This is a genomic window from Amycolatopsis sp. NPDC052450 (assembly GCF_044547565.1).
Classification (GTDB): Bacteria; Actinomycetota; Actinomycetes; order Mycobacteriales; family Pseudonocardiaceae; genus Amycolatopsis.
Genome location: NZ_JBIUAQ010000017.1, coordinates 13,662 through 36,258 on the forward strand (window position 1 = coordinate 13,662; position 22,597 = coordinate 36,258).

17 protein-coding genes are annotated in these 22,597 nt (G+C 70.8%); 9 read left to right on the forward strand and 8 right to left on the reverse strand.

From position 1 onward, the window contains the following. Positions 1–32: 32 nt before the first annotated feature. The 3 genes from ACIHAO_RS25775 (at position 33) to ACIHAO_RS25785 (ending at position 3,875) form a co-directional block, all read left to right on the forward strand. Positions 33–1,106 carry an acyl-CoA dehydrogenase family protein gene (locus tag ACIHAO_RS25775; RefSeq protein ID WP_396561899.1) on the forward strand — a complete coding sequence of 358 codons (1,074 nt, stop codon included), beginning with the start codon at positions 33–35 and terminating at the stop codon, positions 1,104–1,106. Further along, a complete protein-coding gene (locus ACIHAO_RS25780; RefSeq protein ID WP_396561901.1) occupies positions 1,103–2,626 on the forward strand; it encodes a long-chain-fatty-acid--CoA ligase in 1,524 nt (507 codons plus the stop codon). The genes ACIHAO_RS25775 and ACIHAO_RS25780 overlap by 4 nt, the downstream gene beginning before the upstream one ends. A 151-nt stretch (positions 2,627–2,777) precedes the next feature. After that, positions 2,778–3,875, forward strand: a complete 1,098-nt coding sequence (locus ACIHAO_RS25785) for an alpha/beta hydrolase family protein (RefSeq protein WP_396561903.1) — start codon at positions 2,778–2,780, stop codon at positions 3,873–3,875. Here ACIHAO_RS25785 and ACIHAO_RS25790 read toward each other — a convergent pair. Further along, a complete protein-coding gene (locus tag ACIHAO_RS25790) occupies positions 3,827–4,432 on the reverse strand; it encodes a TetR/AcrR family transcriptional regulator (protein ID WP_396561905.1) in 606 nt (201 codons plus the stop codon). The two genes, ACIHAO_RS25785 and ACIHAO_RS25790, sit on opposite strands and share 49 nt — an antisense overlap. 65 nt (positions 4,433–4,497) lie before the next feature. On the opposite strand from ACIHAO_RS25790, the gene ACIHAO_RS25795 reads away from it, so the two are divergent. Both ACIHAO_RS25795 and ACIHAO_RS25800 read left to right on the forward strand, forming a co-directional pair. Next, positions 4,498–4,947, forward strand: a complete 450-nt coding sequence (locus ACIHAO_RS25795; protein ID WP_396561907.1) for an SgcJ/EcaC family oxidoreductase — start codon at positions 4,498–4,500, stop codon at positions 4,945–4,947. A gap of 4 nt (positions 4,948–4,951) precedes the next feature. Then, positions 4,952–5,863 (forward strand): hypothetical protein, encoded by a 912-nt coding sequence (locus ACIHAO_RS25800; RefSeq protein WP_396561909.1) that lies wholly within the window; start codon positions 4,952–4,954, stop codon positions 5,861–5,863. On the opposite strand, the gene ACIHAO_RS25805 is transcribed toward ACIHAO_RS25800, so the two are convergent. From ACIHAO_RS25805 to ACIHAO_RS25815, 3 genes are read right to left on the reverse strand one after another with little or no spacing between them, the layout of a single operon-like run. Further along, the gene (locus ACIHAO_RS25805) at positions 5,856–8,549 is read right to left on the reverse strand and encodes a GNAT family N-acetyltransferase (RefSeq protein ID WP_396561911.1); all 2,694 of its coding nucleotides are present in this window, start codon (positions 8,547–8,549) and stop codon (positions 5,856–5,858) included. The genes ACIHAO_RS25800 and ACIHAO_RS25805 overlap by 8 nt on opposite strands. A 1-nt stretch (position 8,550) precedes the next feature. Beyond that, the gene (locus tag ACIHAO_RS25810; protein WP_396561913.1) at positions 8,551–9,723 is read right to left on the reverse strand and encodes an acetoin utilization protein AcuC; all 1,173 of its coding nucleotides are present in this window, start codon (positions 9,721–9,723) and stop codon (positions 8,551–8,553) included. Positions 9,724–9,779: 56 nt separating this feature from the next. Next, the gene (locus tag ACIHAO_RS25815) at positions 9,780–10,628 is read right to left on the reverse strand and encodes a sulfurtransferase (protein WP_396561915.1); all 849 of its coding nucleotides are present in this window, start codon (positions 10,626–10,628) and stop codon (positions 9,780–9,782) included. 108 nt (positions 10,629–10,736) lie between these two features. On the opposite strand from ACIHAO_RS25815, the gene ACIHAO_RS25820 reads away from it, so the two are divergent. From ACIHAO_RS25820 to galE, 3 genes are all read left to right on the forward strand, one after another. Then, the gene (locus ACIHAO_RS25820) at positions 10,737–11,456 is read left to right on the forward strand and encodes a metal-dependent transcriptional regulator (protein WP_396561917.1); all 720 of its coding nucleotides are present in this window, start codon (positions 10,737–10,739) and stop codon (positions 11,454–11,456) included. Then, positions 11,453–12,634 carry a galactokinase gene (galK, locus tag ACIHAO_RS25825; protein ID WP_396561919.1) on the forward strand — a complete coding sequence of 394 codons (1,182 nt, stop codon included), beginning with the start codon at positions 11,453–11,455 and terminating at the stop codon, positions 12,632–12,634. Before ACIHAO_RS25820 ends, galK begins: the two co-directional genes overlap by 4 nt. Before the next feature lie 162 nt (positions 12,635–12,796). Further along, positions 12,797–13,750 carry a UDP-glucose 4-epimerase GalE gene (gene galE / locus ACIHAO_RS25830; protein WP_396562130.1) on the forward strand — a complete coding sequence of 318 codons (954 nt, stop codon included), beginning with the start codon at positions 12,797–12,799 and terminating at the stop codon, positions 13,748–13,750. On the opposite strand, the gene ACIHAO_RS25835 is transcribed toward galE, so the two are convergent. The 3 genes from ACIHAO_RS25835 to ACIHAO_RS25845 all read right to left on the reverse strand — a co-directional run bounded on the left by ACIHAO_RS25835 (position 13,725) and on the right by ACIHAO_RS25845 (position 17,833). Further along, positions 13,725–14,789, reverse strand: coding sequence for a DUF4192 domain-containing protein (locus tag ACIHAO_RS25835; RefSeq protein ID WP_396561921.1), 1,065 nt, complete (start codon positions 14,787–14,789; stop codon positions 13,725–13,727). The genes galE and ACIHAO_RS25835 overlap by 26 nt on opposite strands. A 150-nt stretch (positions 14,790–14,939) precedes the next feature. After that, a complete protein-coding gene (locus ACIHAO_RS25840) occupies positions 14,940–15,794 on the reverse strand; it encodes a M23 family metallopeptidase (RefSeq protein WP_125785394.1) in 855 nt (284 codons plus the stop codon). A 227-nt stretch (positions 15,795–16,021) separates the two neighbouring features. Then, a complete protein-coding gene (locus ACIHAO_RS25845; RefSeq protein WP_396561924.1) occupies positions 16,022–17,833 on the reverse strand; it encodes a Xaa-Pro dipeptidyl-peptidase in 1,812 nt (603 codons plus the stop codon). An 82-nt stretch (positions 17,834–17,915) separates the two neighbouring features. Here ACIHAO_RS25845 and ACIHAO_RS25850 point away from each other — a divergent pair, with 82 nt between their 5' ends. After that, positions 17,916–19,481 (forward strand): DUF4139 domain-containing protein, encoded by a 1,566-nt coding sequence (locus ACIHAO_RS25850; protein ID WP_396561926.1) that lies wholly within the window; start codon positions 17,916–17,918, stop codon positions 19,479–19,481. A gap of 18 nt (positions 19,482–19,499) precedes the next feature. Here ACIHAO_RS25850 and ACIHAO_RS25855 read toward each other — a convergent pair whose 3' ends face one another. Further along, a complete protein-coding gene (locus tag ACIHAO_RS25855) occupies positions 19,500–22,157 on the reverse strand; it encodes a LuxR C-terminal-related transcriptional regulator (RefSeq protein WP_396561928.1) in 2,658 nt (885 codons plus the stop codon). Between the last annotated feature and the right edge of the window lie 440 nt (positions 22,158–22,597).

Sequence of the window (22,597 nt, forward strand, 5' to 3'; positions counted from 1 at the left end):
CACCTTTCGATCGTGACCACTAGGAGATATCGATGGACTTCACGCTCACCGAGGCGCAGAAGGATCTCGCGTCGCTCACGAACCGGATCCTGACGGACAAGGTCACCCCCGACGTGCTGGGACCGCACGGTTCCGGCGGCTTCGACGCTCCACTGTGGACTTCACTGGCCCAGGCGGGGGTGCTCGACGCCGCCCTGCCGCAGTCGGTCGGCGGTGGCGGGTTCGGGCTGCTGGAGCAGTGTTCCGTACTGGCCGAGATCGGCCGCGCGGTCGCGCCCGTGCCGTATCTGACGTCGGTCGTCCTGGGCGCGGCGGCGGTGGCCGAATTCGGAGACGGGCGGCTCGTGGAGCGCTGGATCGTCCCGGTCCTGCGCGGCGATCACGTCCTCGCGGTGGCCCTGCCGGATTACGGTGTGCCTTGCGGTTTCACCGCCGAGACCGACGGCGACGGCTGGCGGCTGACCGGTGCCCAGACCGCGGTGCCTTCGGGTGCCTTCGCGCACGGGTTCCTCGTCGAAGCCGCCATCGACGGCGGGCGGCAGGTGTTCCTCCTCGACCGGGACGCGGTGACCGTCTCCCCGCAGCGGACCGTCGACCACGCCGACGCGGCACTCGTCGAACTGTCCGGCGCGAAAGCCGCGACCTCACTGGGCGACATCGGCGAGTGGCTGCGGCTGCGGGCCACGATCGGCGTCTGCGCCCAGCAGCTCGGCGTCGTCGAACGGGCGCTGGAACTGACCGCGGCGTACGCGCGGGAGCGCAAGCAGTTCGGCCATCTCATCGGAAGTTTCCAGGCGGTGCGGCAGCGGCTCGCCGACGCCTACGTCGACGTCGAAGCCGTCCGGCTGACGTTGTGGCAGGCCGCCTGGCGGCTGAGCGAAGGCCTTCCGGCGGCCGAAGAGGTCGCGACGGCGAAGTTCTGGGCGGCCGAAGCCGGGCATCGGGTCGCGCACACGGCCGTGCACATCCACGGCGGGGTCGGCATCGACGTCGACCACACCCTGCATCGCTACTTCGTCGCGGCGAAGCGGCTCGAATTCACGCTGGGCGGCGCGACCGCGCAACTGCGCGGGCTCGGCGACCTGCTGGCCGCGGACCCGGCATGACCCGCACGGTCACGGAACTCCTGCTCGCGCGGGCGGAGGACCACTCGACCGGCCTGCTGTCCGAAGACCGGCGCTGGACCTGGGCCGAGCACGTCCGGGCCTGCGCCGGACACGCGGCCGCGCTCGCCGGGCTCCTGCGGCCCGGCGGGCATTTCGGGCTGCTGGCGGACAACGTCCCCGAGTTCTCGTTCCTGCTCGGCGGCGCGGCGCTTTCGGGGCATGTGCTGGTCGGCCTGAACCCGACGCGCCGGGGCGCGGCGCTGGCCCGCGACGTCGCGCTGGCCGACTGCGAGCTGGTGTTCGCCGAAGAAAAGTACCTTCCGCTCCTGTCCGAGGCCGGCGTCCCGGTGCTGCCGCTGAGCGAGCTCGAACCGGCGCGGGAGGCCGTCGTCCCCGTGGCCGCGAAGCCCGAAGACCTGCTCATGCTGATCTTCACCTCCGGCACCAGCGGCGACCCGAAGGCCGTCCGGTGCACGCACGGGAAGATCGCCTACCCCGGCGAGATGCTGGCGACCCGGTTCGGTCTGTCCACACAGGACACCGTTTACGTGTCGATGCCGATGTTCCACTCCAACGCCATCATGGCCGGCTGGTCGGCCGGGCTCGCCGCGGGCGCGGGGATCGCGCTGCGGCGGCGGTTCTCCGCCTCGGGCTTTCTGCCGGACGTGCGGAAGTTCGGTGCGACATACGCCAACTACGTCGGCAAGCCGCTGTCCTATGTGCTCACCACTCCTGAACGGGACGACGACGCCGAAAACCCGCTGAAACTGGTCTACGGCAACGAAGGCGCGGAAGCCGACCTTGCCGCTTTCGGCAAGCGCTTCGGCTGCCACGTGGTCGACGCCTTCGGTTCGACTGAGGGCGGTGTGAACTTCGGAAGGGACGCCACCACCCCGGCCGGCTCACTCGGCCGCTTGCTCGACGGCGTCGCCGTCCTCGATCCGGAGACCGGGAAACCCTGTCCCCCGGCGGAATTCGACGCGGGCGGGAAACTGCTCAACGCCGCCGAAGCGGTCGGCGAACTGGTCAACACCGGTGGCCCTGGCTTCTTCGCCGGCTACTACGGCGATCCGGTCGCCGAGGCCGAGCGGATGCGAGACGGGATGTATCACACCGGCGACCTGGCGTACCTCGACGCGGACGGCTACTGCTACTTCGCGGGACGGCTCGGCGACTGGCTCCGCGTCGACGGCGAAAACCTCGGCACCGCCCCGATCGAGCGCGCGCTCCTCCGCCATCCCGCCGTCAGTGAAGCCGCCGTGTACGGGGTGCCGGATCCGCGGGTGGGCGACCAGGTGATGGCCGCGCTGGTCTGCCGGACGCCGATCGACGCGAGTGAGTTCGCCGCCTTTGTCGCCGCGCAAAGCGATCTCGGGCCGAAGCAGTGGCCCCGGTTCGTGCGGACGCTCGCCGAACTCCCGCGGACGGCGACGCACAAGGTGCTCAAACGAGATCTGGCCGCCGAGGGCACACGCGACGCCCAGAAGCTCCGCTACCCCCGCCCGACCTCCCGCAATTAGTCACCTACTTGCGGCAGCCGGCAACGCGAACTACCGCAAGTAGGTGACTGATTGCGGGGTGGGCGGGGCGTGACCCGCAGGGTGATCCCAGGGTCGGGACCGGTGATCTTCCCGATGTCCCGGCCCCGGCCCGCTGCCTACGTTCGTTGCCATGAAACGAACAACGCGCCGGATCGGCGTACTCGCCACCGCGCTCGCCCTCCCCGCCGCACTGATCACCCCGACGGCGTCGGCGGCGCCCGTCCGGTTGAGCCTTCCCGCGCCGACAGGTCCTTACGCCGTCGGCAGCACCGACCTCCACCTGATCGACCACTCCCGCCAGGACCCCTGGATTCCCGGCGTGACAAGGGAATTGATGGTCACCGTGCGATACCCGGCTTTGCCGAGCGGAAAGCCGAAAGCGCCGTACATGGCGCCAGGTGTCGCGAAGGTGGTGGCCGAGGGCGACGCCGTCAAGCTGGGCATGACGGCGGATCAGCTCGACTACCGCTTCCCCACCCACTCCCGGATCGGCGCGCCCGCGATCGGCGGCAAGCGGCCTGTCGTGCTGTATTCGCCCGGCGGCACCCTGTCGCGTTCGCACGGCACCACGCAGCTGGAACAACTCGCGAGCGAGGGCTACGTCGTCGTGGCCATCGACCACACCCACGAAGCCGAAGCGGTCGAGTTCCCCGATGGGCGCGTCGCGAAGAAAGCCCTGCCGCCGTCGAGCATCGAGGTGTCGAAGCGCGTGATCGAGACCCGCGTGCGGGACACCCGGTTCGTCCTCGACTCGCTCGGCCTGACCCAGGCCGGCATGTTCGGCCACTCCGCCGGCGGGTTCACCGCGGGCGAGACGATGGTGACCGATCGGCGCGTCGTCGCCGGGGCGAACCTGGACGGCAGCATGGCCCATTCGCAATCGCAGCGGATCTTCGGCCGCGTCGCCGACGAGGGACTGGACCGGCCGTTCCTGCTGATGAGCGCTGGTGATCACAGCGCCGCGTCGGACGCGTCCTGGCAGGAGTTCCTCCGCAACCAGCGTGGCTGGACCCGCGAGACGCGGCTGCCGGAGGGTGAACACTTCAGCTTCACCGATTACCAGACGCTGTTGCCGCAATTGGGCAACGCCCCGGCCGCGTTCGTCGGCACCATCGACCCGGCGCGGAGCGTCGCCACGCAGCGGGCTCAGCTCTCGGCGTTCTTCGGCAAGACCCTGCGTCACCGAAGCAGCGACGTGACCAAGGTGTCCTTGAGCCAGGCTTCGTAGTCGTCGTGACTCCACCCGGCCTCGGCGACGAGGCTGGTGTGGACGTCGGCGCTCATCAAGGCCACAGCGATGTCCGCGGCCCTGGGCACCACGGCGCGCCCGCTCTCACGGACACGGCCGATGACCATCTCGACGCCGAGCCGATTGCGCCGGGCGCCTTCCGCCTGTGTCGCGGCGATGTCCGGGTCGACGGCGGCACCGGAGCTCAGCATCGTGACGATGTCGCCACAGCGCTCCCGAACCTGGCGGGCGACGGTGGCCAGCAGGCCGAGCAACGCCTCCGGGTCGTCGGTCCGTTGCGCCTCGGCGACGAGGTCGGGGATCCCGGCCTCGTCGTCGAGAAGGTCGACGAGGCCGCCGAGAACGCCGGCTTTCGAGCCGAAGTGCGCGTAGATGGTCTGCGGGGACACCCCGGCTTCCTGCGCGATGAGGCGGATCGGTGTCCGCGCGTACCCGCGTTCGGCGAACAGCCCGCGGGCCGCCGTCAGGATCGTGCGCAGCGTCAGCGCCTCACGACGGTCGCGCAACCGGACGATGCCGGGAAGGTCCGCGGGCATGTATGCTCCTCGAAAGTTGGAACGTTGTTCTAACTTATGGATCGCTGTTACAAGAGAGGATAGCGGTGACCACCGAGGAGATCATCACCGCGCTGGAACGCGCCTGGAACGCGGGCGACGGCGAGGCGTGGGCCGCGAACTTCGCCGAGGACGCGGACTTCGTCGACGTCGTCGGCCGGATCCAGCGCGGCCGCGCGACGATCGCGCGCGAGAGCCAGAACATCTTCGACACCATCTACCGGGGCAGCACACTGCGGATCCGCCAGGTGTCGAGCCGTCCGCTCGGCGGCGGGTTCGATCTCGTGCACACCGCGACCACGCTCACCATCCCCGCCGGTCCGCTGGCCGGGGAAGCGCGGGCGGTGCAGACGAAACTCGTCCACGACGGGCGGATAGTCGCGTTCCACAACACCATCCGGGGAGACATCGCGGCGTTCACCGGTCACGACGCGGACCTCGGCGCCCGCTCGCCCCAAGAGTGGGATTCCCGACCGGCGCCGTTCCCGGCAGACTGACGGCGTGACGCGCCTGAGGAAGCATTGGCTCTGGCCGCTCGTGATCAGCGTGCTCGCGCTCGGCGCCTTCGCCGGCCTCGGCCTGCTGACCCGGGCGGTGCTCGGCTCGCGAGGAAACCGGGCGCTGGCGGACACCGGCGGCTTCGGCGTGTGGTCGATGCTCATCGGGGCGTCGGTGGTGCTGTTCGCCTTCCTGTTCGCGCATTCGGTCCATCTCACGGCCTGGCGCCGTCTTGCCGGGGTCGCGGTCTGGAAACCGGCGCTGGCGTACGGGATCTTCGCGGCGATCCTCTTCGCTTTCCAGTGGAAGGCCGGTTCGCCGATCGGCGAACTCAAACCCACGACGGCGATCGGGGTGTCGCGGACCCTGCTCGCCCTCGGCCTGATCGCGGCGGCGCCCGCGGTGCTGGGCCTGTGGCTCAACCACACGCGCCTCCGCCGGATCTCGCGGGTGTTCGACGGCGAGACCCGGGCGCAGGCTTCCGACGTGCTCGGCGAACTCCTCGAATGCAAGCGCGCCAACGGTGCCTGTCTCGCGGTGCTGGCGCTCATCGTGTCCACGGCGGTCATCGACGCCGGGGCCCAGCGCCGGGCGTTCCTCGCGACAGGCACCCCGAAAGAGGCCTTCCCCCCGGAAAGCGTGCTGCTCTATGGCGCTCTGTTCACCGCGATCTCACTGCTGCTCTACGTCCCGGTGTTCCTCGCGTGGAAGACCCGGTGCCTGCGGCTGGTCGACGAGATCTACCCGCTGCCGTCCGACGCGCGGCCCGGCGAGGACTGGCTCGCCGGACGCGCCCGGCTGACGCAGCTTCTCGGCACCGACACCACGGTGGGCAAAACCGTCACGGCGGCGTTCGGGATCCTCGCGCCACTCGCGGTGAGCGTGCTCGCCGTGGTGCTCCCGGGGCTCAAGTAGGGGCGTTGATCGGCCGCAGCCGTCGCGGCCCGGTGTCGGGACGGGAAGGCGGCGGGCCCAGCACGATGCGGGCGTTGGCGACGAAAGCGCCATCGGGCGAGGCCAGGATCGGGTCGAGCGTCATCGAGCGGACCTCAGGATTGTCCTCCGCTAGCGCCGCGACACGCAGCACGATGTCCTGGAGTGCGGCCAGATCCGCCGGTTCGTCGCCACGGTATCCGGTGAGCAGCGGTGACGTCCGCGGCTCGCGCAGCAACGTGGCGGCGTCGACGTCGGTGAGCGGGACCGCGCGGTAGGCCCTGTCCCCCAGCAGTGTGCTCACCAGCCCGGAGAGACCGAACGACACGAGCGTGCCGAACGACGGATCGTCCTGCAGCCCGACCACACACGAAATCCCCTTGGGCGCCATCCGCTGGACGTACACCTCGTCGTCATGGGAGATCTCGCGCAGATCGGCGTACGCCCGGCGCACTCCGTCCACAGAGGACAGATCGAGCCGCACGCCGGCGAGGTCCGGCCTGCCGCGCAGCCGTTCGTCGACGGCCTTGAGGGTGACCGGGAAGCCCAGCTCCTCAGCCGCCTTCACCGCTTCGTCCGCGGACGAGGCGACCCGGAACGGGACGACGTCGATGCCGTAGCAGCCCAGGAACCGGACCACGTCGTCGTCGGACAGCAGCGTCGTCTTGCCTTCCTCGCCCGCCAGCAGTTCGGAGACGATCACCTGCGCCTGCTCGGCGTGCAGGCCCGCGGGGCGCACCAGGTTGCCCTGCGGCCGCTGCCGCCAGGCGGCATAGCGCACGACCCGCGCGAGCGCGTTCACCGCCCGTTCGGGACTCGGGTACGACGGGACCGAACCCCGCGTCGGCACGCCGTCCTCGGACAACACGGCAAGCTCGTCCGGCACCCCCTCGACGGCGAGGAAGGTCGACACGATCGGCTTGTTCTTGTCCATCTCGACGACGGCCTCCCGCAGCGCGCGGGCGTAGGCCGTGCCCGGGATCGCGAGCGGCGGCACGAAGACCACGACGAGCGCGTCGACCTCCGGGGAGTTGAGTGCCTCGCGCACGGCGGCGGCGAATTCCTCCGGGCTTGCCTGCGGCCCGACGTCGACCGGGTCGGCGGTCAGCCGGAGGCCGTGTGCCCGCGCGGTGTCCGCGGCGAGCAGCCCGATGGCGCTGGAGTTGCCCACGATGGCGACCCTCGGCCCGGCGGGCAACGGCTGATGCGCGAAGACCAGCGCGGTGTCGAAGAGTTGCGCGAGCGTGTCGACGCGGACGACGCCCGCCTGCTCGAACAGGGCCTGGACGCTGGACTCGTCGACCTCCGCCGAAGTCGCGGCGAGTTGCGGGCGGACGGCGTGCCTGCCGGATTTCACCGCCACCACCGGCTTCGTCCGCGCCAGCCGCCGCGCGAGGCGGGCGAACTTGCGCGGGTTGCCGAACGATTCCAGGTACAGCAGGACGAGGTCGGTCGCCGGATCGGTTTCCCAGTACTGGAGCAGGTCGTTGCCGGAGACGTCGGCCCGGTTTCCCGCCGAGACGAACGTCGAAAGCCCGAGACCGCGCGCTTCGGCGTCGGCGAGGATCGCGGTGCCCAGCGCGCCGGACTGGCAGAAGAACCCGGTGCGGCCGCGCCCGGGCAGCCGGGGCGCGAGCGTGGCGTTGAGCCGGACCGAGGAGTCGGTGTTGAGCACGCCCAGCGCGTTCGGGCCCACGACCCGCATACCGTGCGCCCTGGCCTCCCCGACCAGCCTCAGCTCGGCGTGCAGCCCGTGCGGACCGGCCTCGGCGAACCCGCCCGAGACGATCAGGAGGGTCTTGACCCCCTTGGCCAGCGCACCGTCCAAAACGGACTCGACGGCCTCGGCGGGCACGGCGACCAGCGCGAGGTCGACGTCCTCGGGAATGTCCACGACGGACGGATAGGCACGCACGCCGCGGACGGACTTGTGCTCCGGGTTGACCGGGTAGACCGTGCCGGCGAAGTCGGCGCTGAGCAGGTTCGTGAGGGCGACGTAGCCGATCTTCGTCGGATCGGTGGACGCGCCGATCACCGCGACCGACCTCGGATGCAGCAGGTTGTGCACGCTGCGCGCCTCGGCGGCCTGCTCACGGGAGCGGGCGACCGCGAGCGACTCCTCGGTCGGGTCGATGTCGAACTCCAGGTGCAGCACGCCTTCTTCGATCTCGCGGCTGACCTGGTAGCCCGCGTCGCGGAACACGCGGACCATCGCCGCGTTCTCGGCGAGCACTTCGGCGACGAAGCGGCGAAGCCCGCATTCCGAGGCGGCGGCGGCCAGATGCTCCAGCAGGATCGACCCGAGCCCCCGGCCCTGATGGGCGTCGTCGACGACGAACGCGACCTCGGCCGACGGTCCGTGTTCGAGCCGTTCGTACCGGCCGACCGCGACGATGTCGTCGCCCAGCAGCGCGACGAAGGCGACCCTGTCGTGGTGGTCGACGACGGAAAACCGTTCGAGGTCCCGCTGCGGGATCCGCGGATAGGCGCCGAAGTACCGGAAGTACCGGGTGCGTTCGGACAACCGCCCGTGGAAGGCGACGAGCCCGTCGGCATCACTCGGGATCACCGGGCGCAGGTGCACCGTGCCGCCGTCGGAGAGCAGGACGTCGGCCTCCCACTCCCGCGGGAAGTCGTAGGGGTCGCGTTTGGTGTCCTCACTGGCCATGTCAGTCCCTCGGATCGTCCGGATCGAGGCCGTGCAGCGGGAAGATCGCCCGGCGGGTGTCGCGGATGGCGATGTCGACCGGCTCGTCCGCCCCGTCCCCCCACTGGACGTACGCGGTGTCGCGGTCGTCGGACATGCCGGGCGGGATCTCGGCTTTCGGCGCCGCCCTGGAGATCGACGCGACCCAGTTCGGCGGCAGGGCCGTCGCCGGATCGACGTCGCGGTCGAGCACGGTGGCGAGCAGATGGGTCCAGGACCGCGGCACCACCCGGATCAGCTGGTAGCCACCGCCGCCCACGGCGAGCCAGCGCCCGCCCGCGTGCGCTTCGGACAGTTCACGCAGCCGCCGGTAGATGGCGCGATGGCCGTCCACTGAGAGCGAGAGGTCCGCCAGCGGGTCTTCCTCGTGGGAGTCGACGCCGCATTGGGTGACGAGGAGCTGCGGCCGGAACTGTTCCAGCAGCGACGGCACCACCGCCTCGAACGCCCGCAGCCAGCCGCCGTCGCGGGTGCCCGGCGGCAGCGGCAGGTTGACCGCGGTGCCCTCGGCCCCGCCCTTGCCGATCTCCGCCGAGTAGCCCGTGCCCGGCCACAACGTGAACGGATGCTGGTGCAGGGAAACGGTCAGCACCCGGGGGTCGTCGTAGAACGCCTCCTGCACACCGTCACCGTGGTGGACGTCGGTGTCGACGTAGGCGATGCGGTCGAAGCCGTGATCCAGCAGCCACGAGATCGCCACCGAACAGTCGTTGTAGACGCAGAACCCCGACGCCTTGCCCGGCATCGCGTGATGCAGCCCGCCGGCGATGTTCACCGCCCTGGTGGCCTCGCCCTCGGCGATCTTGCGCGCCGCCAGCAGCGTCGAGCCGACGACGAGCGCGGAAGCCTCGTGCATACCGGTGAACACCGGGTTGTCCTCGGTGCCGAGCCCGTGCGCGAAATCGGCTCCGGTCATCGGCGCCTGCCGGACGGCCTCGATGTACTCGCCGAGGTGCACCCGGCGCAGCTCGTCTTCGCCCGCCGGGCCGGGGACGAGCAGCTCGACCCCGTCGAGCACGCCGAGTTCGGTGGCGAGCCGGATGGTCAGTTCGAGCCGGACCGGGTTGAACGGATGCTCGCCGCCGAGGTCGTAACCCAGCAGCGAGGAGTCCCATACGACGGCCGGTGCTCGCATGGGTCCGAACTCTAGTGCCCGGACGCGGCTCGTGCGTCGTTCCGGACGCCCGCGGGTCAGCCGGGCAGATCGCCGGTGGCCACCGGACGCTCCGGATCGCGGGACCAGTGCGACCACGAACCCGCGTACAGCGCCGCGGGCTCCGGGTGACCGGCGACTTCGAGCGCGAGCACGACGGACGAGGCGGTGACCCCCGATCCACAGTAGACACCGACCGGGGTCTCCGGGACCACGCCGAGACCTTCGAACCGCTCGGCCAGTTCCGAGGCGTCACGCCAGCGGCCGTCCTCCGCGAGATGCCCGGAGAAGGGCGCGTTGACCGCGCCGGGGATGTGCCCGGCGCGCGGGTCGATCGGCTCGGTCTCCCCCGCGTACCTCGGCCTCGCCCGCGCGTCGAAGAGCAGCCCGTCCCTGGCGAGGGCGGCGGCCTCGTCCGCGTCGAGCACCGGCATGCCGCCGGGCTTCACGACGATGTCGCCTTCCGCGGGCGAGGGGACCTCGCCGGTGAGCGGGCGCTCTTCCTCGGCCCAGGCGGCGAACCCGCCATCGAGCACGGCGACCTCGGTGTGCCCGGCCCAGCGCAGCAGCCACCACGCCCTGGCCGCGACCGATCCGTCGGAGTCGTCGTAGACCACGACCGGGTGCCCGGCGCGGACCCCGGCCGCCCGCAGGTGCCGTTGCAGCGTCGCCGGGTCCGGCAGCGGATGGCGGCCGCCGTCACCCGGCTCCCCGGCGAGCGCCGTGTCGAGGTCGACGTACACCGCGCCCGGGAGATGCGCCTCACGGTAGGAATCGGCACCGGGCGGGCCGGCGAGCCGCCAGCGGACGTCGAGGATCACGGAGCGTGCCGGTTCCGGCCCGGAGAGCTGCTCGGCGAGTTCGCCGGTGGTGATCATGGGGCGCATACCGCCATCTTTCCGTGCCTCACGGCTCCACGCCCAGCTTGGGGGACTTTTCCCGCCTCGGCACTTGTTCTCCCCACGCCTGCGTCGCTGTCGGTGCCAGCGACTACGATGAGCAACGCGGACGAAGGGGACAGCGTGAACGATCTCATCGACACCACAGAGATGTACTTGCGTACGATCTACGAGCTCGAAGAAGAAGGTGTCGTCCCGCTGCGGGCCCGGATCGCGGAGCGGCTGCAGCAGAGCGGCCCGACCGTGAGCCAGACCGTCGCCAGGATGGAGCGCGACGGACTGGTCGTGGTCGCGGACGACAGGCACCTGCAGCTGACCGAACACGGTCGCGAGCTCGCCATCGCGGTCATGCGCAAGCACCGCCTGGCCGAGCGCCTCCTGGTCGATGTCATCGGCCTGGAGTGGGAGCACGTCCACAACGAGGCCTGCCGCTGGGAACACGTGATGAGCGAGGCCGTCGAGCGCAAGCTGGTCAAGCTGCTCGACCACCCCACGACGTCGCCCTACGGCAACCCGATCCCGGGGCTGGACAAGCTCGGCGACGGTGAACCCGCCCCGCCCGCCGAGGCCGACCTGGTGCGGCTCGACGAGTTCGCCCGCATGGGTGGCGGCGAGGTCGAGATCCGCCGTATCGCCGAGCACGTGCAGCTGGACGAGACGCTGATGACGGAGCTCAAATCCGTCGGCATCGTGCCCGGCAGCCGGGTCAAGGTCGGCAAGGCGGCCCCCGGCGGGACCATAGAGGTCACCGGCGGGGACAACACCGCACAGGTTCCCGTGTCGGCGCTGCACGCCGTGCTGGCGCAGGCCAGGTGAGCGCCGCGTCCGACGCCGCGGAGACCTTCCAGGCCCTCCACGACCGGGCTCCTGCGGGCGTCTGGTCCGCACCCGGCCGGGTGAACCTGATCGGTGAGCACACCGACTACAACGACGGTTTCGTGCTGCCCTTCGCCCTCCCGCACCGGCTCGCCGCCGCGGCGGCCCCGCGCGAGGACGGTGTGCTGACCGTGGCCACCCTCGGCTCGGACGGCAGGGTTCAGGAATCCGGCCCGCTCACCATCGCCGATCTGCGGCCCGGCTCGGTCGAGGGGTGGGCCGCGTACCCGGCGGGGGTCGCGTGGGTGCTGCGTGATCAGGGCCTCGGCGGCGGCGCGGACGTGGCGATCGCGGGGGACGTGCCCTCGGGGGCGGGCCTGTCCTCCTCCCACGCGCTCGAATGCGCGGTCGCGCTCGCCCTCCTGGGGCTGGCGGGCAGCACTCCCGGGGCAGGCGCGGGTTCGCCGAGCCTGCACGAAGTGGCCCGCTGGGTGCAGCGTTCGGAGAACGACTTCGTCGGTGCGCCGACCGGTCTGCTCGACCAGACCGCTTCCCTGTGCTGCACGGAATCGAACGTGCTGTTCCTCGACGTCCGCTCCGGTGAGCTGGAGCAGGTGCCGTTCCCGCTGGAGGAATCCGGCGTCCGGATCTTGATCATGGACACCCGCACGAAGCACTCGCACGCCGAGGGCGGCTACGGCGAACGTCGTCGGGGCTGTGAGCGCGCCGCGGAACTGCTCGAGGTGAAGGCGCTCAGGGACATCGACGTGGCCGGGCTGGACGTCGCCCTCGACAAGCTGCCGTCCGAACTCGTGCCGCTGGTGCGCCACGTGGTGACGGAGAACCAGCGTGTCCTCGACACCGTGGAGCTTCTGCGCGCGGGCCGGATCACCGAGATCGGCCCTCAGCTGGACGCCTCGCACGTCAGCATGCGCGACGACTACCGGATCTCCACCCGGGAACTCGACCTCGCCGTCGATTCCGCGCGTGAAGCCGGGGCGCTCGGCGCGCGGATGACCGGCGGCGGCTTCGGCGGCTCGGCGATCGCGCTGGTCCGTGAGTCCGATGTGGACTCGGTGGGCCGGGCGGTGAAGGCCGCGTACGAAGCGGCGGATCTGCGCCGCCCCAGGCTGTTCACCGCGGTGCCGTCGCGCGGCGCCGGCCGCGACGAGCTCTAGCGCGGGGCCGGCCCCGCGAAGGCCACTTCGGCCGGATTTCGTAGCGCACACCCGTACCCCCGGGCGAGCCTTGTGCCCGGGGGCGAGGACACTGGGCCGCGACCGCATCCGCAGCAGAAAGGCGCGAACGTGACCGACGAACCGACCAAGACCCTGAAGCTGATGGTGACGGGCGGAGCCGGTTATGTGGGCAGTGTCTGCGCGGCCCGCCTCATCGAGGCCGGGCACGACGTCACCGTGGTCGACGACCTCTCCACCGGGCACGCCGACGCGGTGCACCCGGAAGCCACCTTCGTCGAGGGTGACGCCGCCGAGGTCGCTCAGCGCCTTCTCGGCGACGGCTTCGACGGTGTCCTCCACTTCGCCGCCAAGTCGCTGGTCGGCGAGTCGATGACGGATCCGGCGAAGTACTGGGAAGGCAACGTCCTGACCTCGCTTCGCCTGCTGGAAGCGATGCGCGACCACGGCACGAAGCGGCTGGTGTTCTCCTCCACCGCGGCCACCTACGGCGAACCGGAGTCCTCCCCCATCCCGGAGACGGCGCCGACGCGGCCGACCAACACCTACGGCGCGACGAAGCTGGCCATCGACCACGCGATCACGTCGTTCTCGCGCGCCCATGGCATCGCCGCCGTCAGCCTGCGCTACTTCAACGTCGCCGGGGCCTACGGCTCCTTCGGCGAGCGGCACGCCACCGAAACCCATCTGATCCCCCTCGTGCTCCAGGTCGCCACCGGGGACCGCGAGCGGATCCAGATCTTCGGTGACGACTACCCGACCGCCGACGGCACCGCCATCCGCGACTACATCCACGTGGTCGACCTCGCCGACGCGCATCTGCTGGCCCTGCGCCACGCGGCCGACGGCGAGCACCGCGTCTACAACCTCGGCAGCGGCACCGGTTTCTCCGTACTCGAGGTGATCGAGGCGTGCCGCCGCACCACCGGTCACGAGATCCCCGCCGCGGTCGCGCCGCGCCGGGCGGGCGACCCGTCGGTGCTGGTGGCCTCCAGCGAGCGGGCGAACGACGAACTCGGCTGGAAGCCCGAGCGCACCGACCTCGACGGCATCGTGGCCGACGCGTGGGCGTTCACCCGGTCCCGCCAGACCGCCTGAGGCTGATCTCGGGAGTTCCTTCGTCCCGCTGCCGCAGGACCACCCTGGCCACTTCGGACGGCTGCACCATCGCGTGCAGAGCCCTGGTCAGCAACTTCGTCAGCCCGTGTTCAGGGTCGGTCTCGGCGGCCCTGACCAGGGCGATCCCGGCGGTCGCCAGGTCGCCGCGGACATAGGCGGCGTGTGCTTTCAGCGCCAGCGCCTCGGCGGCCTCCGGCGCCGGGAGTTCCCGGGCCAGCGTGAGCCAGAGTTCCTCCGCCGTGCGGGCGAGGGGTGACTCCGCGGGGGCGGCGGTGAGCATGCAGGCGCCCCGGACCTCGACCAGGGAGAGTGCCCAGGCCAGCCGGACGGCCTGGTCGTCGGTGACGGTCAGGTCGCCGTCGTCGGCGCGGGCGAGCGCGGCGTTCACCTCGTCGACTCCCGCCCCGACGAGATCTGCGCCTCGCCATGGCGGATCGGCCATTCTCGTGAGGAGATCGGCTCGTCTGGCGAGTGTCTCCGGCGCGACGGGGTCGAAGAGCCGCTCGACTTCTTCCCGGCTCGCGTGCGTGATCTGCCCGGCACCGGTGACGACCGCGGCGGCCACCGAGTCGCGCGGATCCGGCAGGCGACCGCCACAGGTTCTGTCGCGGTAGCAGCCCCAGCGCACGTCGGCGGCGATACGCGGCGCCCACACCGAATGCTTCAGCGAGATGTCGTACTCGGCCAGCGAGGCTTCCAGGCGCCGGATGAACCGGCGTCGCGGTGGCCGCCCCGCCTTGTTCACGGTGCCACCGCCGACCACCGCCACGGTGGCGCCGGTGTGGCGGGTCACGGCGAGCCTGATCGCCAGGTCACGCACCTGGTCGTGTTCCAGGCCCGGCGGTGGCAGGTCCACGCGCATGACGAGGCCCTGTTGCTTGCGTCCCGGGCCGCGCAGGCCGAAGACGACGATGGAGTCCTCGGGGTGGAAGCCGAGGAGGTACGGGATCGCGGCGAGCAGGTCCGCCGGATCCGTCAGATCGACCGTGGTCCTGCCGGTCGGAGTGGCTGTGGTCATGCCCCCACCCTGCGGCGGGAATGGGGCCGCTGGGTGGGGGCGGGACACATCTGTGGACAGCCGGGACCGTTGTGGACAACCGCCGCGGGCCGGGTCGCGGGGACGCCGATCCTGTCGGTGGGGTGGTCTACAGTGCCCGGCCCCGCGGGGTCAGCCGCAGTGTTCGAACGGGCTCTCGTAAGCGTTCGATCCGACCGAACCGCCCCACTTGACGCAGGTCGAGGCGGCCGTCTTCTTCACCGGTCCGGCGTAGTAGGTGAAGCTGCCGGAGTCGGTCACGCGAGCGGAACCCTGGACTTCGAGGAACGCCGACACCGGCGACGCGGTGCCGAGGGAAACCGCCTTCAACGTGGTGACGCAGTTGGCCTTGGTCGAGGCGTTGTAGAGCAGGTACGCCGTTCCCGCGCTGTTCGCGAGCCCCTGCGAATCGACGACCGAGAATCCGCTGCCGCACACCTCGGTGGCGTCGTACGGGTTACCGCCGCACGAGTTCTTGCTGGTGAAGTTGGTGTGGCCGTAGTACGGCACCGCGACCCCGTGCAGCACCGCCTTCTGCGCCACCCCGTTGAGCCGCTGTTCGAAGTGCAGGTGCGGACCGGTCACCCCGCCGGTCGCCCCGGCCGTGCCGATCTGCTTGCCGACGCTGACGGCCTGGCCGACCGAGACGGACTGGGTCGACAGGTGGGCGTACCGGGTCCGCCAGCCGCCACCGTGGTCGATCTCGACCCAGCGCCCGTAGCTCGTGCTGCCTTCGTTGGCGACCCGGGTGATGGTGCCGCCAGCCGACGCCAGCACCGGCATCCCGGTGATCCCCGACTTCTGGAAGTCGACCGAGTTCGCCGGGCTGTGCCCGCTGAACGTCGCCGCCGTGACCGTGACGCCGCATTTGAAGGGGACCTGGAAGTTCGGGGCGGCCGACGCCTGCGTCGTACCGGCGAGGGTCAGGCCGAGCGCGGGCAGGACGGCGGCCGCGGCGAGCACTGCGAAACGGCGCAACCTGGACATGGAGACCTCCATCAGGTGGGGAAGCCGGACAGGCCGAAGCAAAGCCGGGGGAAATACATTTTCCGTACAAGCCCGAGGTCGGGTGGGTGTTTTTCCACCCGGAACGCCGGCTCCCGTCACGCCCGGCACCGCCGTCGCGGCGTCACCACGGCACGTCGATGACGTGGTGAAGGCCTCCTTCCCTACCCTCAGGGTAAGGAAGGATGCCTTCACGGAAGTGGGCTCGCTCAGCCGAAAGCAGCTCGCAGCGCGGGCTTGCCGCCCGCCACCGGCAGCACCAGCGAGGTCCGGTTCAGCTCGACCGAGACACCGGCGCCGGGCTTGGGCCGGAGCGTGTAGTCGTGGTCGCTGGAGGCGACCAGGAACTCGATCTTGTGCCCGGCCGCGAGCAGGTAGTCCTTCGCCACCAGCTCGACCTCGACCTTGTAGTTCTCACCAGGGGTGATCGGCTCGGTGCGGGCGGGGTCGCGCCGGTTCTGCGGGTCGGTCCAGCCGCGGGTGATCACCTTCGCCGTCCCGTCCGGAGCGCGGTCGAGGAGCACCGCGGTCACGTTCGCGGCCGGCTTGTCGAAGGACAACGACAGGTCGGTCTTCACCGTTCCGGAGAGACGCACGGGCTGCTTCGCCGCGGTGGTCGCGTAGAGCAGCCGGTTGCCCGAAGACGTCGCGGCGGCGAGCTGCTCGACGGTCTTGCTCGCGTCGTCCGCCAGCGTCTCGACCGCGGCCTTGCCCGGAACGGGGTTGCGCGTGTCGAGTTTGCCCTTCGAGGAACCACCGGGCCACGGGTAGAGCTTCACGTCCTGGGTGCCGGGCAGCGGCCACTCCGGCTCGTCCACCCACGACTTGTCTTCACGCTGGATGGTGGCCTTAGGCTCGCGTTCGATGCCGTTGTCCACGTCGTAGAGGTAGTGCGACATCCACTTGTTCAGGGTGGCGAGCCAGACGTCGCGGCGGAGGCTGTACGGGTCGGCGTGCCCGGCCTGGTGCAGCCAGATCTTGTGCTCGACCCCGTGCCGCTTGAGCATTTCGTACCAGCGGGTGCCCTGGTCGGTCTTGACGTTCCAGTCGCCGAGGCCGTGCACCACGAGCACCGAAGCGCGTACCTTGTTCACGTCGTTGCGGTAGTTGCGCACGTCCCAGAAGCGGCTGTAGTCACCGGTCACCCGGTCCTGGTCGACCGCGATGCTGTCGATCAGCGGGCGGCAGACGGCGCGATCCTGGCGGGTGTAGACGTAATCCGCGAGCACGTCCGCGTCCTCGCCCTGGAAACCGCCCGCCGCGACGACGGCGCCGTCGTTGCGGTAGTAGTCGTACCAGCTGGAGATCGCCGCGATCGGGACGATCGTCTCCAGCCCCTCGACGCCCGTGCTGGCCACGGCGTTGGGCAGGGTCCCGTTGTAGGAGACGCCCATCATGCCGGTCTTGCCGGTGCTCCAGTCCGCGACGGCGGCCTTGCCCGCCCCGTCACGGGCCGTCGCCCTGCCGTTCAGCCAGTCCACAATGGACTTCGCGCCGATGGTCTCGTTGACGTCGCCGGTGCTCGGGCAGCCGGTGGACTGGCCGCTGCCGAGCGACTCCCCGTACACCACGGCGAAACCACGGGCGGTGAAGTAGTCCTGGTACCGCCAGCCGATCGGCGCCGGGTTCGGGCCGACGGTCCTGGTCGCGATCCGCGGGCCCGCGGCGGGCCGCTTCGCGCCGGGCACGTACAGCTCGACGTCGACGTTGTGGTTCGCGACGTCGTTGCCGCCCGCGTAGTAAGGGCTGGCCTGGTAGACGACCGGGACCTTCATGCCCTGCTGTGTCGCGCGGGGCCGCACCACCTCCGCGTGCACGAGGTCGTCCTTGCCGTCGCCGTCGCTGTCGACCGGCGCGGTGACCCAGACGTTCTCACGGATGACGTCGGCCGGGTCGAACACCGGTTGCGCCTGACCGCCGGAGAAGACCGGCGCCGGTGGCGCGTCGGCTTGGGCGGGCAGGGCGGTCGCCGGAAGAACCAGGACGGCGGTGAACAAGGCGGCGAGTCTGGCGACTCTCACGTGACCCCCAAGGGCGGGCGGGCAAGACGCAGCTGAGGTTTCCGGCCACCCGAACGGGTGTCAAGAGACTAACGTCGGGGGCATGCCGAGCACCCTGGAAGCACCGATCGTCGCCGTCACCGTCTACCCGCACCACGCCCGGATCACCAGGCGGGCTTCAGCGGGCCTGGACGGGGAAACGCGCTTCGCTTTCGCGGGCCTGCCGTGGAACCTGGACACGGATTCGGTCCGCGTCACCGGCACCGGCCCGGCCGTCATCGCCGGGGTCGACGTCGTCGTCGAGCGCCATCCCGCCCCCGCGGACGTTTCCTTGCGCGCGCTGACCGAGCGACGGCGGGCCGATCAGGCGGTGGTGGACGAGGTCGCGGACGCTGTCGCCGCGGAGACCACGAAGGTCGATCTGCTGACCGGGGTGGCGAAGCGGAGTGGCGGCAGTTTCGCGAAGGCGCTCGCGGCGGGTACGGCGGAGCCGCCCCGGGTCGCCGAAGTCACCGAGGCGCTCGGCGCGCAACTGGCCGAGGCGCTGGGGAAGCGCCGTGAACTCGGCATCCGCCTCGCCCGGCTCCGTGACGACCTCAAGGCGCTGGACCGGGAGATCGAGGCCAAACAAGGCATGTCCGAAGTGGACAGCGCGACGGTCACGGTCGAAGTCGAGAGCAAGGAGGACGGCGCTGAGATCGGCCTCGAACTGTCCTATGTGGTCGCGAACGCGAGCTGGGAGCCCGGTTACGACGTCCGTGTCCGCGGTGAAGACGTCTCGGTGACCTGGTACGGGCGGATCACCCAGCACACCGGGGAGGACTGGCCGGAATGCAAGCTGGCCCTGTCCACCGCGCGGCCGGCGAACACGGTGAAGGTACCGGAACTCGAACCGTGGTTCCTCGACCGTGTCCGGCCGGTCCAGCCGTTGATGGCGCGCGCCGCGTACGGCAGCGCCTCGCCCGCGGGCGGCGGGATCCCCGAGTCGGTGGGCATGGCCGCCCCCGCCGCGCCGCCGATGGCGATGCGGACCGCGTCCGTCGAACAGGGCACCACCGCGGTCACCTACCGGCCGGGGCGCCCGGTGGCGGTGCCGTCGGGAGCGCAGGGCCACCGCACGACGCTCGCGCAGCTGGAGCTGACGGCGAAACTGGGTCACGTCACCGCTCCGGCGGTGTCGGGCGAGGCGTACCTGCGGGCGGCCGTGGTCAACACCTCGGAGCACACGCTGCGCCCGGGTAAGGCGTCGGTGTTCCACGAGACGGAGTTCGTCGGCACCACACGGCTGGAGGTCTGGGCGCCGGGCGAGGAACTCGAACTCGCCCTCGGCGTGGACGACCGGATCCGGGTCGACCGGGAACTCGCGCACCGCTCGGCGAGCAAGGCGACGCTGTCCGGCGCCCGGAAACGGGAGGCCGCCTACACCACGACGATCGTCAACCACAGCCCGCGCGAAGCCGTCGTGACCGTGCTGGACCAGGCACCGGTCTCCCGGGACGACGCGATCACCGTCCGCGACGTGCGCACCGTGCCGGAGCCGGTGGAGCGGACCGAGCTGGGCGAGTTCACCTGGCGGCTGACGCTCGCTCCGGGCGCGCAGGGTGTCGTGACGCTCGGATACCGGGTGGACGTCGCGAAGGGTGTCGAGCTGTCGGGGTGGCGCGAGTAGCCGTCCCGGCCCGAGGGCCTACAACAGGCCGCGCCTTCGTGCGGCGACGACGGCGTCGCGGCGGTGGTTGACGCCGAGCTTCCGGTAGATGCCGCGAAGGTGGGTCTTGACCGTGTTCACCGAGACGTAGAGCGAATCGGCGATCTGTTCCGCGGTGCGCATGGACGGCAACTCGGTGAGCAGTTCGAGCTCGCGTGAGGTGAGCGGGTCGACCGGCGCCCCGGGGCGGGCGGGCAACGCCTGCAGCACGGCACTCGCGAACTCTTCGGTGCGGCCGAACCGCCCGGCGCCGCGCACCAGCAGCTCCCGGATGTCCTGCCCCGCGTCGTGGAACGGCCGGAGCGCCTGCTGGGGTGCCGCGAGGTCGAGCGCGTGGTTGACGGCGGCGTGCGCCTGGTTCTGTTCGCCTGCCTGGTCGGCGAGAACCGCTTCGAGGAGCCAGCTTTCGATCAGGGTGTGCGCCACCAGTGTCCTGGTCTGCCGCTCGATGACCGGGCGCAGGCGACGGCGGGCGGCGCCGGTCCGCCCGCGGTGCAGGTGCACGAGGCTGCTCAGCAGCGCGTGCTCGGCGTAGGGCGCGAGCAGGTGCCGGTGCCGTTCCATCACGTCCATCGCCCACGTGGGTTCTCCGACGCGGAGGGCGAGCCGTTGCTCGACCGGCGCCGTGCAGGCGACGAGCCACGGCGCGACCGACTCCCCAGCGAGCCGTTTCCGGTGGCTCCGCAACGTTTCGACGACCGCGTGCGGATCGGCCGCGAGGCCGAATTCGACGGCGGCCCCGAGGGTCACCGTCAGCATTTCCACGGCCGGGTCCACCACCGCGGGCAGAAGCCGTGACGCCAGCGCGGAAAACCGGCGGGCGCTCTCCTGGTCCAGCCGTTGATAAGCCGCCAGCCCGAGCACGGTGTACAGGAAGGCGGTGCGCGAAGTCTCGGTCCAGCCGTGGGACCGGGCCAGTTCGAAGGCGGCGCCGGTGTGCACGGCCAGCCCGGCGAGGTCGCCCTGCACACAGGCGATTCCCGCGAGATGGATCTCGCAATGCAGGCTGACGGCGTCGCGGCGCTCCAGGGTGGCCATCCGCAGCGCGCGTTCCAGATCCTCGGTGGCGCCCGGGATGTCGCCCAGCCACAGGGCGGCCGTCCCCCGGGTGGCCAGCGCCAGCAGGTCGAGGTCGACGTCGCCGGTGTCGCCCGCGCTCGTGGCGCGGAGTGCGGTGAGGGCCTCGTTCAGCTCTCCGCCGTACCTCGCGCGACAGAGGACCGCCACGGCGTTCAACGCGCGCAGCCGTCCGGAACGCAGTGGCTGGGCGGAATTGTCGATCCGGCCGAGGTACCGGTCCGCCGCCACGAGGTCGTGGTCGTCGAGGGACGCGATGGCGGCGACGAGCGCGACCTGTGGCCGGGCGAGCAGATGCTCCGGCAGCGCGCCGAGCAGCTTGTGCAACCGCGCCCCGTGTCCTTTGAGGACGATCTGCAACCCGGATCGCTGGATGTAGCGGGTGATCAGCTCTTCGTCCTTCGCCGCGACGCTGTGCTCCAGCGCCGCGAGCACGTCTCCGGAGTCCGTGAACCATTCCGCCGCCAGCCGGTGGAGCCTGCGATACGCCCGTGGATGGCGCCGGCTCAGTTCCGCGCGAAGGTGGTCGCGCAGCAAAGGATGACAGCGGTAGCGGACCTCCGCCCCGCCGTGCCGGGTGACCAGCGTGTTGGTGCGGGTGAGGGTGTACAGGATCTGGCCGGCGTGCTCCTGTCCGGTCAACCGGGCGGCCAGCCCGTCGGTGATTTCGGGACACACCGACATGCTCAGCAGGAAATCGCGGATGTGCGCGGGCTGCGGGCCGACGATCTCCCCGGACAGGTACTCGGCAAGCAGGCGGTCGTCACCGGTGAAGGACCGGATGGTCCCGCCGGTGTCCGGGGCGGAGTCCAGCGCGAGGGTGAGGAACCGCAGTCCCGCCGCCCAGCCTTCCGTTCGTTCCGCGATCCGGTCCAGATCCGCCTCGGACAGCGACAGGTTCTTCCTGGCGAGCAGTTTCCCCGTCTCCTCCTCGGTGAAATTCAACTGGGGCGCCGTGATCTCCCGCAGCCTGCCTTCGAGCCGGAGCTGCGGCAGGATCAGCGGCGGCGGGAACCGGGTCGCGATGACGACCCGTACTCCGGACGGCAGATAGCGCAGGAGCAGGTTCACGCTCTCGACCGTGTCCGGCGCGGACAGCTCGTGTGCGTTGTCCAGCACCAGGATCACCGGCCGGCGGAGCCGCGCGCACGCGTCGACGAACGCGCCGACGCGTTCGTGCGCGGAGGCGTCCCGCGCGAGCGCGGGCCCGGGGACCAGGCCGTGGTCCACCGCCCGGAGGATCGACGACCACAACGGGAAGACCTCGTTGTCGTTGGCGTCCAAGGAAACCCAGACCAGATGCTCGCCGGGGTGGTGGCGCGCCCGGCGCCGGAACCAGCTGCCGAGCAGCACGGTCTTCCCGGAGCCGGCCGGCGCGTTGAGCAACGTGACGCTGGGGACCTCACCGGACGTGGCCTGATCGAGGACGTCCAGCAACCGGTCCCGTTCGAGGACGTCGGACGCGGGTGGTGGTGGCGCGAGTTTCGGCGAGGGCACCACGACCGCTTCGTCGTGGGTTTCCGGCGCCGTGCCCTCGACGCGGGTCATCGGCCGGCGCATGACATCGCCGCGTTGGAGAGAACCTGCCAGGCGAAGCCGAGAACGCGGGACGTCCCGCTGAAGACGAACCCGATACCGGAAAGTACGGCATCCGCCGATGACCGGCTTGTCCCTGGTTGCGCCGAAAGGACCAGCACGAAAGTCAGTGCTGTCAGAACGAGTTTGGCTCTGGACCGACCACGCGGTTCAGTGCTCACCGATTGTCTCCCTTCGATTCCCCAGACGAGTGAGGGAACCGATCTTGCTCACCCCGTGCGACGGTCACCTCCTCCCTGGCGGGTGAGTCGGGTCACCACTGGTCGCGAAGAGTGTTCGCCGAGCGGTGTTTCTCGCGTTGGGTGACGGAATCACGACGTCGTTTTCACCCGCTGAGAACGAAGACCCCCGCACGGCGGCAGCGCATTCTGAGGATCGCGGATCGAGGCCCGGCATCCGCCCAG

Bases quoted from the DNA above. Each gene is read 5' to 3' on its own strand.
- ACIHAO_RS25775 (WP_396561899.1), top strand. From the start codon at position 33: ATGGACTTCACGCTCACCGAGGCGCAGAAGGATCTCGCGTCGCTCACG.
- ACIHAO_RS25780 (WP_396561901.1), top strand. From the start codon at position 1,103: ATGACCCGCACGGTCACGGAACTCCTGCTCGCGCGGGCGGAGGACCAC.
- ACIHAO_RS25785 (WP_396561903.1), top strand. From the start codon at position 2,778: ATGAAACGAACAACGCGCCGGATCGGCGTACTCGCCACCGCGCTCGCC.
- ACIHAO_RS25790 (WP_396561905.1), bottom strand. From the start codon at position 4,432: ATGCCCGCGGACCTTCCCGGCATCGTCCGGTTGCGCGACCGTCGTGAG.
- ACIHAO_RS25805 (WP_396561911.1), bottom strand. From the start codon at position 8,549: ATGGCCAGTGAGGACACCAAACGCGACCCCTACGACTTCCCGCGGGAG.
- ACIHAO_RS25810 (WP_396561913.1), bottom strand. From the start codon at position 9,723: ATGCGAGCACCGGCCGTCGTATGGGACTCCTCGCTGCTGGGTTACGAC.
- ACIHAO_RS25815 (WP_396561915.1), bottom strand. From the start codon at position 10,628: ATGCGCCCCATGATCACCACCGGCGAACTCGCCGAGCAGCTCTCCGGG.
- ACIHAO_RS25820 (WP_396561917.1), top strand. From the start codon at position 10,737: ATGAGCAACGCGGACGAAGGGGACAGCGTGAACGATCTCATCGACACC.
- galE (WP_396562130.1), top strand. From the start codon at position 12,797: ATGGTGACGGGCGGAGCCGGTTATGTGGGCAGTGTCTGCGCGGCCCGC.
- ACIHAO_RS25835 (WP_396561921.1), bottom strand. From the start codon at position 14,789: ATGACCACAGCCACTCCGACCGGCAGGACCACGGTCGATCTGACGGAT.
- ACIHAO_RS25840 (WP_125785394.1), bottom strand. From the start codon at position 15,794: ATGTCCAGGTTGCGCCGTTTCGCAGTGCTCGCCGCGGCCGCCGTCCTG.
- ACIHAO_RS25850 (WP_396561926.1), top strand. From the start codon at position 17,916: ATGCCGAGCACCCTGGAAGCACCGATCGTCGCCGTCACCGTCTACCCG.
- ACIHAO_RS25855 (WP_396561928.1), bottom strand. From the start codon at position 22,157: ATGCGCCGGCCGATGACCCGCGTCGAGGGCACGGCGCCGGAAACCCAC.